This is a genomic window from [Bacillus] enclensis, assembly GCF_001456935.1.
Taxonomy (GTDB): Bacteria; Bacillota; Bacilli; order Bacillales; family Bacillaceae_B; genus Rossellomorea; species Rossellomorea enclensis.
In genome coordinates this window covers 706,473-719,403 of the sequence record NZ_KQ758482.1, presented here as the reverse complement: position 1 = coordinate 719,403, position 12,931 = coordinate 706,473, and the positions used below count along the sequence as shown (strand labels likewise).

15 protein-coding genes and 1 riboswitch are annotated in these 12,931 nt (G+C 42.8%); of the genes, 14 read left to right on the top strand and 1 reads right to left on the bottom strand.

Annotation, left to right across the window (positions count from 1 at the left end; genetic code table 11):
- Nucleotides 1-2: 2 nt before the first annotated feature.
- The 9 genes from AS034_RS03550 to AS034_RS03510 all read left to right on the top strand — a co-directional run bounded on the left by AS034_RS03550 (nucleotide 3) and on the right by AS034_RS03510 (nucleotide 7,828).
- Nucleotides 3-386, top strand: a complete 384-nt coding sequence (locus tag AS034_RS03550; protein ID WP_058297567.1) for an NUDIX domain-containing protein — start codon at nucleotides 3-5, stop codon at nucleotides 384-386.
- A gap of 19 nt (nucleotides 387-405) precedes the next feature.
- Complete coding sequence (locus tag AS034_RS03545) at nucleotides 406-1,284, top strand: patatin-like phospholipase family protein (protein WP_058298081.1); 879 nt, start codon at nucleotides 406-408, stop codon at nucleotides 1,282-1,284.
- 741 nt (nucleotides 1,285-2,025) lie between these two features.
- Complete coding sequence (locus AS034_RS03540; protein WP_032088042.1) at nucleotides 2,026-2,724, top strand: hypothetical protein; 699 nt, start codon at nucleotides 2,026-2,028, stop codon at nucleotides 2,722-2,724.
- A 51-nt stretch (nucleotides 2,725-2,775) separates the two neighbouring features.
- A complete protein-coding gene (locus AS034_RS03535; RefSeq protein ID WP_032088043.1) occupies nucleotides 2,776-3,093 on the top strand; it encodes a four-helix bundle copper-binding protein in 318 nt (105 codons plus the stop codon).
- A gap of 136 nt (nucleotides 3,094-3,229) precedes the next feature.
- Nucleotides 3,230-3,374, top strand: a riboswitch (FMN riboswitch).
- Nucleotides 3,375-3,518: 144 nt separating this feature from the next.
- Entirely contained in the window at nucleotides 3,519-4,625 is a 1,107-nt protein-coding gene (gene ribD, locus AS034_RS03530) for a bifunctional diaminohydroxyphosphoribosylaminopyrimidine deaminase/5-amino-6-(5-phosphoribosylamino)uracil reductase RibD (RefSeq protein WP_058297566.1), read from the top strand.
- Between the two features lie 4 nt (nucleotides 4,626-4,629).
- Nucleotides 4,630-5,286 (top strand): riboflavin synthase, encoded by a 657-nt coding sequence (gene ribE, locus AS034_RS03525; protein ID WP_032088045.1) that lies wholly within the window; start codon nucleotides 4,630-4,632, stop codon nucleotides 5,284-5,286.
- Between the two features lie 17 nt (nucleotides 5,287-5,303).
- Nucleotides 5,304-6,497 carry a bifunctional 3,4-dihydroxy-2-butanone-4-phosphate synthase/GTP cyclohydrolase II gene (locus AS034_RS03520; RefSeq protein ID WP_032088046.1) on the top strand — a complete coding sequence of 398 codons (1,194 nt, stop codon included), beginning with the start codon at nucleotides 5,304-5,306 and terminating at the stop codon, nucleotides 6,495-6,497.
- Between the two features lie 30 nt (nucleotides 6,498-6,527).
- Entirely contained in the window at nucleotides 6,528-6,998 is a 471-nt protein-coding gene (gene ribH / locus AS034_RS03515; RefSeq protein ID WP_058297565.1) for a 6,7-dimethyl-8-ribityllumazine synthase, read from the top strand.
- 206 nt (nucleotides 6,999-7,204) lie between these two features.
- A complete protein-coding gene (locus AS034_RS03510; RefSeq protein WP_058297564.1) occupies nucleotides 7,205-7,828 on the top strand; it encodes a Crp/Fnr family transcriptional regulator in 624 nt (207 codons plus the stop codon).
- Here AS034_RS03510 and AS034_RS03505 read toward each other — a convergent pair.
- Complete coding sequence (locus AS034_RS03505; protein WP_058297563.1) at nucleotides 7,825-8,451, bottom strand: Crp/Fnr family transcriptional regulator; 627 nt, start codon at nucleotides 8,449-8,451, stop codon at nucleotides 7,825-7,827. The genes AS034_RS03510 and AS034_RS03505 overlap by 4 nt on opposite strands.
- A gap of 200 nt (nucleotides 8,452-8,651) precedes the next feature.
- Between AS034_RS03505 and AS034_RS03500 the strand changes: the two genes are divergently transcribed.
- The 5 genes from AS034_RS03500 to AS034_RS03480 all read left to right on the top strand — a co-directional run bounded on the left by AS034_RS03500 (nucleotide 8,652) and on the right by AS034_RS03480 (nucleotide 12,929).
- Nucleotides 8,652-10,133, top strand: coding sequence for a 4-hydroxyphenylacetate 3-hydroxylase family protein (locus AS034_RS03500; RefSeq protein ID WP_058297562.1), 1,482 nt, complete (start codon nucleotides 8,652-8,654; stop codon nucleotides 10,131-10,133).
- A gap of 29 nt (nucleotides 10,134-10,162) precedes the next feature.
- Entirely contained in the window at nucleotides 10,163-10,741 is a 579-nt protein-coding gene (locus AS034_RS03495) for an FAD synthetase (protein ID WP_058297561.1), read from the top strand.
- A gap of 12 nt (nucleotides 10,742-10,753) precedes the next feature.
- Nucleotides 10,754-11,311: an NADPH-dependent FMN reductase gene (locus AS034_RS03490; RefSeq protein WP_058297560.1), complete on the top strand. Its 558-nt coding sequence runs from the start codon at nucleotides 10,754-10,756 to the stop codon at nucleotides 11,309-11,311.
- Nucleotides 11,312-11,394: 83 nt separating this feature from the next.
- Entirely contained in the window at nucleotides 11,395-11,934 is a 540-nt protein-coding gene (locus tag AS034_RS03485; RefSeq protein WP_058297559.1) for a 3-hydroxyanthranilate 3,4-dioxygenase, read from the top strand.
- Nucleotides 11,919-12,929 carry an amidohydrolase family protein gene (locus AS034_RS03480; protein WP_176716077.1) on the top strand — a complete coding sequence of 337 codons (1,011 nt, stop codon included), beginning with the start codon at nucleotides 11,919-11,921 and terminating at the stop codon, nucleotides 12,927-12,929. Before AS034_RS03485 ends, AS034_RS03480 begins: the two co-directional genes overlap by 16 nt.
- Nucleotides 12,930-12,931: the final 2 nt, after the last annotated feature.

Genomic DNA, 12,931 nt, shown 5'->3' with positions numbered 1-12,931 from the left:
ATATGACGAGGAACCGGGCAGGGATACTGATAATCGAGCAGAATAAAATTGCTGTGATTAAAAGGACCATTGGAAAAGATAAATATTTTGTCATTCCCGGCGGCGGGGTGGATGAGGGTGAATCATTCGAAGAGGCAGCCGTGCGTGAAGCAGAAGAAGAGCTTGGAATTGAAGTGAAAGAACTTTACCTTGCGCTGGAATTTGAGCAAAATGGTTCCCAAAAGTATTTTTTTGGAGGAAAATATATAGGTGAATTGGGCCGTGGGACAGGGGAAGAATACCGGTCCGGTAGAGGAACTTATCTTCCGTGCTGGATTGATCTGCATCGACTGAAAGATGTGGTGCTTTATCCGGAGGAAGTGAAGTTATACCTGTTACAACAGTGACCAGGAGGCATTATTCATGATGATTGACCAAACAGGACTTGTGCTTGAAGGCGGAGGAATGAGAGGCATTTACACTGCAGGGGTCCTTGAGTACTTTCTGGAAAACGATTTGCATTTTCCTTATGTTACGGGCGTTTCTGCAGGAGCCTGCAATGCGGCGTCTTATATTTCCAGGCAGGCAGGGAGAAATAAAAAGGTGAATATAGGTTTCATACGGGATCCGAGATACCTGAGCTGGAAAAATTATTGGAAGACCGGTGAATTATTCGGTATGGATTATGTTTTTGATGAAATCCCGAATAAACTGGTTCCTTATGATTATAAAGCTTTTCAATCCAGTGAAACCGAGTTTGTCATTGGCACCACGGATTGTCACAGCGGGGAACCGCGTTACTTTTCACGAAATGATTACGGGGAAGACATATTAACGATCATAAGGGCATCAAGCTCTCTTCCTTTTTTTGCGCCAGTTGTGGAATACGGCGGGCATCATCTCCTTGACGGGGGAATCAGCGATCCGATCCCAATTCACAAAGCGGAAGAAGATGGTTTCAAGAAGAATATCGTGGTTCTCACCCGGAATAAAGGCTATTACAAGAAGCCGTCCCGGTTCTCTTTCTTCATCAAAAGAAAATACCCGCACTACCCGGAACTTCATAAAACCCTCATGAATCGCTATCTGGTTTACAACCAGACGGTAAAAGAGCTCGAGGAAAAAGAGAAAGAAGGAAAGGTCCTCATCATCCAGCCGCGGCTGCCATTAAAGGTAAGCAGGATTGAAAAGGACCCCAATAAGCTGGATGAATTGTATGAGCAGGGATATGAGGATGCAAAGAACAAGCATAGCGAAATCCTGAAATGGGCCGAAATCGCTCCCGCTGAAGCAACCCCCTCATAAAAAGTGATTTCATGCTTGAGGCTGACGAGTGTAGAATCAAATATAGCAATGTAAAAAAGAGTGCCAAATCAAGTTGATTTTGTCGCTCTTTTTTATTTGACAATCTTTCTTGCCGAAAGTTCACATGATGTTAGCGCATGTGATAGACCCCCCATCCTTCATAAAAAACCAAGTACTGAAAATTAACCTGAAAGTATTTCTATATTGAAATCGAGGCTGTTTTGGTTTTTCATTTTTCATTTTTCATTCAATAGAGCTTTTGCAAAAGCTAAAAACGCTCAATATTTAAGCCATGTTTGTTCCTACCTCCCCGCTAACCTTCGCTCTCCTATTTCAAGATTAATAAGTTAAAGTTACTTTATCTAGTGTTTGTTTGAAATTACAGGTGGGTTTTAGGCCATTCCAGCGGTTGATTGCAGTGCAAGACGAAGTCTCCTCATTTCCTTACTGGGGATAATTGTCCAGCTTCACGGCTTAGAGGCACATGTCATAAGCCAAACCGACCAAGAAGGCAAAGAGCGCCTTCGTGGCCGATTCGTCTTATGCCACACGCCTCTGACCAAAGCCCTTCCGCTTTTCGGATGGAAAGCGAAGTCTTCCACGGAAATCAATAGCGGCGTTTAGAACCCTGCTTATTAAATAGGGGTCTTCGCTTTTAAACAGAACCGATTACTTTAAAGGGTCTTTTTTTTATCCTCCAAACATACATATGGTAATGATTCGTGGAAAGGACGAGCATTCATGAACCTTTATCATATATACAGGAACGAACAGCACACATTGCTTTATCATGGTATTATGTATTTGCTGATTGGCGTCGGTATGCTCCTGGTGGTAGAAGAACTTTTTTACTTTCCGCTGCTGCTGTTTATACCTGCCATGACGAACCTCTATTTAAGCCGCAGCATCAAGAAGGAAATCAGGAAGTCAACCCGGCTGTTTTATGAAGAAATCCCGGTTTCGAGCCACTCTCTCATAGGAGTCAAGACCAAAGAAGCCTTCTATTACTTAAAATCAAATGGCTGGTCCAGTTATTCACTTCAGAGGACCTCCCTCATCAATAGTCCCAAGCATTATGTTTTTCAGCGAAAAGATAAATTACCTCTAACACTTTATAAGTGGAGCAGACGGGTCATCATTGCCAATGAGAAAAAAAACATAGAATATAGACTCAAATATCACAGCTTGACTGCGATTGAATGGGTAAATGAAGAAGATGGAGAGACGATCCTTTTGTATAAAGGGAATAAGAGGTGGGTTTTGAATTATAAAGGAAAAAACCGTCTATCCCTGCAAAAAGGCTTCCTCCCACAAAGCTTTCAGAGACTGTTCGACAGTCATCACAGCCATGTAACGTTTTTTGAAGCCTATTCAGAAGCGGATGATTGGCTGCTGATTTTCCTATGGCTTGTTGATTCAGATTATTTTCTTACTTCTTAGTCATTGTTTGAAAGAGATGGGGAATCCTATTCAGGTACTGGAGGTGAGAAGATGAATGCAAGTTATAAACAATGCCTGACTGCCTTGAGGAACTGCATGGAGGCATGCAATGTCTGCTATCATGCGTCATTAAAGGAAGAACAACGTATGATGCAATGCATCGAACTTGATCGTGAATGCGCCGACATTTGTTCATATGCTATAAATGCGATTCAAAGAAGCAGCAAATTTGTGTCCGGCATTCTTACACTTTGTGCTGAAATCTGCGAGGCATGCGGAAAAGAGTGTGATACACACGACCACAGGCATTGCAAGGACTGTGCCGCAGCATGCTTCGACTGTGCCGAGGAATGCAGGAAACTTGTTTGAATGAAAGGAATGATTCCTTAAAGAAGGGACATTCCTTTTTTGATTTTTTGGTCCAAATGATTCAAATTTTTAATGAGATGAGTATCAGAAGTGAACTCTGGTAGAAAACTATGATAGAATAATGTTAATCGAATATGGTTTCCTTCGGGGCAGGGTGAAATTCCCTACCGGCGGTGATGAGCAAAGAGCTCTCAGTCCGTGACCCGGCTGACTAAGGTCAGACGGTGGATTTGGTGAAATTCCAAAGCCGACAGTGATAGTCTGGATGGGAGAAGGAAAGGCAGTATTTATTGATGGGAAAGCAGAGAACCATATTGATTGGATTTTTCTGAATAGTATCATTAAATATGTTTATTTGTCATGCCAATCTCCCCAAGTTATTTTTCTTGGGGTTTTATTTTTATATAGAGAGAGGAGGTATACTTATGGAGCACAAGGATTATATGCAGCTTGCACTTACGATGGCCGCGGCCACCAAGGGACAGACATCACCGAACCCGGCAGTGGGAGCCGTCGTTGTTAAAAACGGTGAAATTGCAGGGATGGGTGCCCATTTAAAGGCTGGAGAAGGACATGCTGAAGTCCTTGCCATTACTGCAGCAGGTGAAAAGGCAGATGGTGCAGACATATACGTCACACTGGAACCTTGTTCTCATTATGGCAGAACTCCGCCGTGTTCACAGCTTATCATTAAGAGCGGAATCAAAAGGGTGTTCATTGCCACGACAGATCCGAACCCGCTGGTAGCCGGCAAGGGAATAGAGCAGCTCCGGCAGGCCGGTGTGGAGGTTCATATAGGGGAAGGCAGGGAAGAAGCACTGGAACTCAATAAACATTTCTTTCATTATATGAAGTATCAAACCCCCTATGTGACGCTGAAAACCGCCGTTACCCTTGACGGCAAGACTGCTGTTGCTTCAGGAGACAGCAAATGGATTACATCTGAAGAATCAAGGCTCGATGTCCACTATGATCGTCACCGGCATGACGCGATATTAGTTGGAGTCAATACAATCATCCGCGATAACCCGCACCTTACCACCCGTTTGCCCCAAGGTGGAAAAAACCCCATTCGAATTATTTTAGATAATACCCTTAGAACTCCACTTGAGTCCAATGTTGTAAGAGATAAAGAAAGTAAGACGATCATCATGACGAGTGATTCAATTACGGAAGAGGACAAGGTCCCTTACCTGCAAGAAGGTTGTGAAGTCATAACTCTCCCGGATAAACGGATCGATTTGCAATCAGTGTTAAAAGAATTAGGCAAGAATTCAATCCAGTCCGTTTATGTAGAAGGCGGATCATCGGTCCATGGATCTTTTCTTGAACAGAAAGCTTTTCAGGAACTCATCATCTATATGGCGCCGAAGCTCATCGGCGGCTGGGATGCTCATACCAGTTTTGGCGGGAGTGGAGTATCTGCCATTAAAGAAGGTCTTGAGATGAATATCGTTTCGGTGAAAACAATCGGGCCTGATATAAAAATAACGGCTCACCCAAAAAAACACTCCAATATGAAAGAAGGCTGATGAATTGTTTACCGGAATCATAGAGGAAATCGGGAAAATCGATCAAATTAATAAAGCTGCGGCATCGATGGTGCTTTCCATATCTGCCCGCAAAATTCTGAAAGATGTCCATATCGGGGACAGCATAAGCATAAACGGAGTTTGTTTGACGGTTACGTCTTTTACTGACAGCAGGTTTCAAGTCGACGTGATGCCGGAAACATTCGAGGCGACGACACTCAGGGATTTGACGGCCGGGTCTCGTGTGAATCTCGAGAGAGCAATGGCAGCAGGCGGACGTTTCGGCGGCCATTTTGTCAATGGACACGTTGACGGTATAGGAACGATCACGAGGCTCGAACAAGTTGAAAATGCCGTCTATGTAGATATTTCTGTACCAAAAGAACTTTCACCTTATTTCATTATGAAGGGGTCCGTTGCGATCGACGGCACATCCCTGACTGTATTTGGACTGAGCGATGATTCCATCACGGTATCACTCATCCCGCAAACGAGGGGAGATACGGTCCTGGGTCAAAAGAAGACAGGAGATAAGGTCAACGTGGAATGCGATGTCATGGCCAAGTATTTTCACCGATTTTATGAACAGGCACAGCGAAAAGAAAGAAGTACAAGTAAAATCAGCTATGAATTCTTGAACAATCACGGATTTGCTGATTAACCGAGGAGGAACTCCAGATGTTTCATACAATCGAAGAAGCAGTAGAAGATTTGAGAAACGGGAAGGTCGTCATCGTAGTTGACGATGAAAATCGTGAAAATGAAGGAGACTTCATTGCCCTTGCTGAAAAAGCGGCGCCTGAAGTCATAAATTTCATGGCGAAAGAAGGAAGGGGCCTTATCTGCGCTCCCATATCAGAAGAACTCTCAACCCGTCTGAAACTTTCTCCGATGACGGATGAAAATACAGATCCACACGGAACGGCGTTTACAATCAGTATTGATCACCGGTCTTCGACGACAGGGATCAGTGCTTTCGAAAGGTCGGAAACCATTCAACAGCTTCTGAACCCGTTGTCACAGCCGGATGATTTCAAGCGCCCGGGACATGTTTTCCCGCTGGTTGCAAAAAAAGGCGGGGTGTTGAAACGGGCAGGTCACACGGAAGCAGCCATTGATCTCGCAACGATTGCCGGATCCAAACCGGCCGGTGTCATTTGTGAAATCATGAATGAAGACGGCACAATGGCAAGAGTCCCTGAATTAATGAAGATTGCTGAAAAATGGGATTTAAAAATCATTACAATCGAAGAATTGATCCGTTACCGGCGCAGCAAAGAAAAACTTGTCACAAGAGAGGTCGAAATCGAACTGCCGACTGAGTTCGGTCAATTTAAAGCGGTTGCCTATACGGAGAACCTGACTGGAAAAGAACATATCGCACTTGTCAAAGGTGAGTGGAAAGAAAATGAAGACGTCCTGGTCAGGGTTCATTCTGAATGCCTTACAGGTGATGTCTTCGGTTCGAACCGATGCGACTGCGGGCCGCAGCTCGCCACGGCACTTGCCCAGATCGAAGAAGCAGGGCAGGGGGTCCTGCTGTATATGCGGCAGGAAGGACGGGGCATCGGCCTGATCAACAAACTGAAAGCGTATAAGCTGCAGGAAGAGGGTTTTGACACGGTTGAAGCCAACCATAAACTCGGCTTCGGGGCAGACCTGAGGGAATATGGCATTGGTGCCCAGATTCTCAGGGATTTGAACATAAAGCGCATCAAGCTGTTAACGAATAACCCCCGGAAAATCGCAGGCATAAAAGGGTATGGATTGGATATCGTCGATCGTGTGCCGATCCAGATCCCGGCCAAACTGGAAAATGAAAAGTATCTAAAAACAAAACATGTAAAACTGGGTCATTTATTAAAATTCTAATATTATATTATCTAATTGGAGGAATGAAAAATGAAAACAATTTACGAAGGTAATTTAGTCGGAACAGGCCTGAAAGTGGCAATCGTGGTATCCAGATTCAATGAATTCATCACATCCAAGCTGCTTGGCGGGGCTGAAGATGCACTGAAGCGCCATGGCATCGAAGAAAATGATATCTCGGTAACATGGGTTCCGGGTGCATTTGAAATCCCGATGATTGCCAAGAAACTGGCTCGTTCCGGTAAATATGATGCCGTCATCACCCTTGGTACGGTCATCCGCGGAGCAACTGCCCACTTTGAATATGTAAGCGGAGAAGTAGCCAAAGGAGTGGCTGGTCTTGCATTGCAGGAAGATATCCCGGTCATCTTCGGTGTCCTTACCACTGACACGATCGAGCAGGCAATCGAGCGAGCTGGTACAAAGGCAGGAAACAAAGGATGGGAAGCGGCAGTGTCGGCGATTGAAATGGCGAATCTGGTTCGTGCGATTGATCAATAAAATCATCCCAAACAACAAAAAAACCGGTTCCATAGGGAATCGGTTTTTTTGTTGTAATTATCGTTTTTTATCATTGAGGGCAGTAATAGACCAAGTGAAGTATATGTACTTCTTGTTTTCACTATTAGTATGAATATCTAAATAAATGTTATAATTATCTAAATAATCAAAATTGCAAGTGGGGAATAAAAGAGGAAGGTGAATGGGTGGACAATCTTCGTTATAAATGGGAGCCATATTTATCATATGGGCAGTTATTCAAGTTTGCTAAAAACAAAGTGGTGTATCATCAGGGACAAGCCGGGAGAGGAATCTATTATTTGAAAAAGGGGGAAATAAAAGTTACTCTTTTATCCGACAAAGGGGATGAGCGGATTATTAACATGGTTCCCCCTGGGATGCTGTTTGGCGAGCATGGAATTTATGGTGAGCCATATTTGACAAGCGGGACAACGACCTGCCCCTCAATAATTTATTTTTTTTCAAATGATACAATTGCTTCAATCTGTAAGGACCAACCAGCTGCAGGTGAAATTTATACGGATTCATTAATATACAAATTCAGAACTCTTGCTGAAATCATTGCTCATTTAGACAGCCCGGTTGAACAGCAGATGGCTTTTTATTTGCTAAAGCTCGTACAAGAAAACGGGAATACTTCTCTGAACCAGACTGCTTTTTCAAAATACATTGGTACTTCTCGAATTACAGTGAACAAAATCGTACAGAAATGGAAACATAAAGGATATATAGAGCTGCACAAGCGTAAAATCATTATTAATGACCATGCTAAAATCAGTATGATTGCTAATAATGCGAATAATGATTAACAACGAACCAGGTTTCTAAGGGAATCTGGTTTTTTTATATAGTATTTTCGTTTATCTACTCCTATGATGCCCGCTTCCCTCCATTGTTTTAATACTTTATAAACAGTGACTCTTGTGAGACCTGTGCAGCAGGCGAGGTCTTGCTGGGAAATAGGAATCTCGAAATTTTTAAATTCATCACAAATATTGTGAAGCAATACGGCAAGTTTTTGCTCTGATGTAAGCGCATTCAAATTAATCCGATCCAAAAGGATTTTCATCTTATGAATGACACTTTTTGAAAAGAGTTTGAAGAGCTCCGGGTGTAGAATCATAAGTTTTCGGAATTCATCTGAGGAGAAATGATAGACCACAGAATTTTTTACTGCAATTGCTGTGGTGAAATGAGTTTGATGGTCGAGTGATTGAACACCCAATAGTTGATTTGGTATGACAATGTTAAGCATATTTTCTTTACCGGATGCTGTTTCGGTAACAATTCTAATCAGCCCTTTCTGTAAATAATAAAACCCTTCGCCCTGATTACCCTGCCTGTAGATACATTCTTTTTTTCTGAAAAATTGACGTGTACCATACTTTAAATAATCCTCCCAATGAAAAATTTCTTCATAAACTGTGGCCATTATATTACCTCCCAAAAAAGTGAAGTCAATATTTAACATAATCATAGGAGAGTTTAAGCAAAAATTCTATATAAAAGTTAGATAATTTAGACTTTTCTAAAACTAATCTGAAAAAAACGTTAAATAGGCTACAGTTATGTTGAAAAATTAGTATTACAATTCATTATGAAATTTCCTATAAAATTTTCAGGAGGGTGTATATGGGAATCAGGACTGGAGCTCAATATATTGAAGCAGTTAAAGCACGAAAACCTGAGGTTTGGCTTTCAGGTAAAAAGGTTGAAAATTTGTTTGAAATGCCGGTTTTTAAGCAGCCGATCCTTGAAATCGCTAAGCTGTATGACATGCAGCATGATCCAGAATTCCAAGATAAGATCACACATGTTTGTGAGGAAACTGGCGAGAGGGTGAATAATGCGTTTCTTACTCCGAAAAGTTATGAAGATTTAGTCAAACGCCGAAATGTTTTCGAAGCATATGCGAAGGCAACTTTTGGATTGATGGGGAGAACTCCAGATTTCTTGAATGTTGTAGTTACGTCCATGTACTACAATTCTTGGTTCTTCGAAAAATACAATAAAAACTGGGCAGAAAATGTCCGCAATTATTATAAATACATTCGGGACAACGACATTTTTCTGACGCATGCAATCATTAATCCTCAAAATGACCGGAGTAAAACTTCGCATGAGCAAAAAGATACTTACACGCATCTAGGTGCAGTCAAGGAGACTCCGGATGGGCTGGTTGTAAGGGGAGCAAAAATGCTTGCGACGCTTGCACCGGTGACAGATGAAGTGATCATTTACTCATTCCCGGGATTTGCGCCTGGTGATGAAAAATATGCACTGGCTTTTGCGATTCCGATTGATACACCGGGGCTGCGTATTATCTGCAGGGAGCCGATGCAGGATGGTACACGTTCGTTCTTTGATCATCCCCTTGCTTCCAGATTCGAAGAAATGGATGCTTTGCTTGTTTTTGATGATGTTGTCGTACCATGGGACAGAGTTTTCTTATATAACAATGTAGAAGCAGCCAATAAACTTTATCCAATGACAGGTGCAGGCCAGCAGCCGGCTCATCAATCAGGTGTCAGAGGCCTCGTTAAGCTGGAATTCGCAACTCAGGTTGCAATGAAGGTTGCAGATACGATTGGGGTTGATGGATATTTAAATGTTCAGGAGCAGCTAGGCGAGCTTGCCCAGTCTCTTGAATCGATCAGAGCGTTATTAAAAGTAGCTGAATATGAGCATACATTAACCGAGCATGGAGAGGCAATGCCGGATTATGTAGCATTAGAAACAATCCGTGGTTTACTTCCTAAACTGTATCCTAGAGCGATCGAGGTCATTCAGATAGTTGGAGCCGGAGGTTTGCTGATGTCCCCTACGGGAGCTGATTTTGAAAATGCTGAATTAAGAAAATCAATTGACAATTACTATGTCGGCCGTGAAGGTGTCTCTTCACTGGAAAGAGTCAGCATATTTAAACTTGCATGGGATTTATGCGGTGAAGCTTTCGGCCAGCGATTGCTCCAGTATGAGCGCTATTATACTGGTGACCCTATCCGCAAGAGAGGTATTTTCTATAACAACTATAAACGCCTGACACCACTTACGATGGTTGATGAAGCACTTCGGGGCGCATTGCCGGACAATAAGGAAGCGCTTACAAAATAGACTTCAAATAAACAGGAGGAGAAAGTCAAATGGAAGCACATGTTTATTCATCGTTGGAATTGCCTGGATCTGTGGTTGCCATTGGCGCTTTTGACGGAGTCCACAGAGGGCATCAAGCCGTGATCCGGCAGTCAGTGCAGAGAAGCAGGAAATTGAAGGTCCCAAGTGTGGTGTATACATTTGACCCTCCCCCGCGTGTGTTTTTTCAAGGCGCAAAAATGTTGACCACGGTGGACGAAAAGTTATGGAAGCTCAAGAAATTAGGTGTCCAACATACAGTGGTTACGCAATTTGATGAAGTTTATGCAAAGAAAAGCGCGTCCGAATTTATCCATAGTTTAGAAAAACTTAATCCGGTAGAGATTATGGTTGGCGGAGATTTTCGCTTTGGTAAAGACAGAATTGGAGATATTTCACTTCTCGAAAAATATTTCAAAGTAAGCGTAACAAAGCCGGTGTTATGCTCACAAGGAAGCATCATATCTTCTACCCGGATACGTCAGCTTATATCAGAGGGGGAGGTCAACCTCTCTAATGCACTTCTAGGCTGGGATTTCAGTCCTGCATTTAATGCAGACTTTACCAATAATCATATTTTACAAGAATAGGAGGGGTATTGTATGAAATTACTGGGGATTTCAGGCACGATCATAGGTGCGAAGACAGGAATCGTTATTCGTAAGGTGCTGGAAGAGGTAAGAAAAAACCACCCGGATATCGAAGTGGAAATGCTGGATATGATGGATTATAACGTTGAGTTCTGTGATGGCCGCCCGCTTGAGAAATATTCTGATGATACAAGGGCTGTAATTGAGAAAGTTTCTTCAGCAGATTTTTATGTGATCGGGACACCTATTTTTCAAGGGTCGATTCCAGGGGTGCTGAAAAACCTCTTTGATTTGATCCATCCTGATGCTTTCCGCAATAAAGTGATGGGGTTTGTCGCTAATGGCGGAACTTATCAGCATTTTCTTGTAATCGAAAATCAGTTGAAACCAATTGCCAGCTACTTCCGGGCATTTGTAGCCCCTGCCTATGTATACGCAAACTACGATCATTTTAATATGGAAAATGAAATAGTGGATGAGGGTTTATTGAACCGGATTTCATATCTCGCAGACGAAGTAGTCCATATGCATAAGTCGTTAAAAGTTAACCCTGTAAAGATTGTGGAATGATTTTAAAAGTAAACGTGATAGCACGGTTGCCCTACTAAAGTTTATTTAATGATTTTCTAGAATTGAAGGGAGAAGAGAATATAATGAAAAGCCAATTTACTCCAATTAATCTTATGAAATTTATTGAGGAAAATAGAGATCAGCTTAAGCCCCCGGTTAATAATAAGGTCATCTGGAAAGATGCTGAACTGATGGTGATGCTATTAGGCGGACCTAACAAAAGACGGGATTTTCACGTTGATCCCTCTGAAGAGGTTTTCTATCAAATACAGGGAAGCTGTTATGTAGAGGTGATCAATTATGAAGGAAAGCGCGAAGTAGTGGAAGTAAAAGAAGGGGAAATGTTCCATCTGCCTGCTAATGTGCCTCACTCTCCACACCGTATTGAAAACACAATCGGACTTGTAATAGAGCGTAATCGTGCTGAAGGTGAATTGGAAGACTTTGTTTGGTTCTGTGATGAATGCGACCACGAAATGCACCGGGCAACAATTCAGTTGACAAATATTGAACAGCAGGTGAAGGAAGCGATCGCGAGCTTTAATGGCAATGAGGAACTTCGTAAGTGCAAAAATTGCGGTTATATGATGCCTCCGGAAGCGAGTGAATGGAAATGCGAATAGACTTTCATACACATATCATCCCAGAAAATTTCAGCGAACTGACAAAGCGTTTTAGCGGGGAAAAATGGCCAACCCTTGAACGGACATGTGCGTGCGGTGCAAATATCATGATTGCAGGTAATGTGTTTCGTGAAGTAACCGACCAGGTGTGGAGTGCAGAAAAGCGGATTAAGGATATGGAGAGGGAAGGCGTGGATATGCAAGTTCTTTCTCCAATCCCTGTGACCTTCTCATATTGGGCTCCAGCTGAAGAGGCAGAAACTTTGGCTCGCGTACAGAATGATTTCATTGCTGATATAGTAAATCAGTACCCCTCTAGATTCATTGGCATGGGTGCTGTACCAATGCAGAATGTAGAAGTCGCAATCAGAGAAATGGACCGCTGTAAGCATGAGTTAGGCTTGAGCGGAATTGAGATCGGTACAAATATTAATGGGGTTAATCTTGATGACCCTTGTTTTATAGAGTTCTTTGAAATGGCAGAAAAATGGGAGGTGCCTTTGTTTATCCACCCGTGGGAAACACTTGGCAAGGAGCGGATGCCGCGTCATAACCTGATGTACACCGTTGGAATGCCAAGTGAAACAGCTCTGGCCGGAGCAAGCTTGATTCTTGGGGGAATTATGGATAAGTTCCCCAGGCTGAAAATATGCCTGGCACATGGCGGGGGCGCACTGCCTTATTTACTCCCCCGTCTGGATCAAGGCTGGAAAGTCTGGCCACACCTCCGTCTTCTCGATAAACCGCCTAGTCATTACGCGAAACAATTTTACTTTGATTCGCTGGTGAATGAGCCTGTAAACCTGAACTACTTAATACAGAATTTCGGCCATGAACGAATCATAATGGGCTCTGATTATCCATTTCTGCTAAGAGAGGTGCCTCCAGGTAAGATAATTGATGAAACGGTCGGGTTGTCCAAGGAACAGACGGAAGCGATGCTCGGTAAAAATGCGCTGCGTTTCTTGAATATTCCTGTTAAAGTGGGGAGTTGATC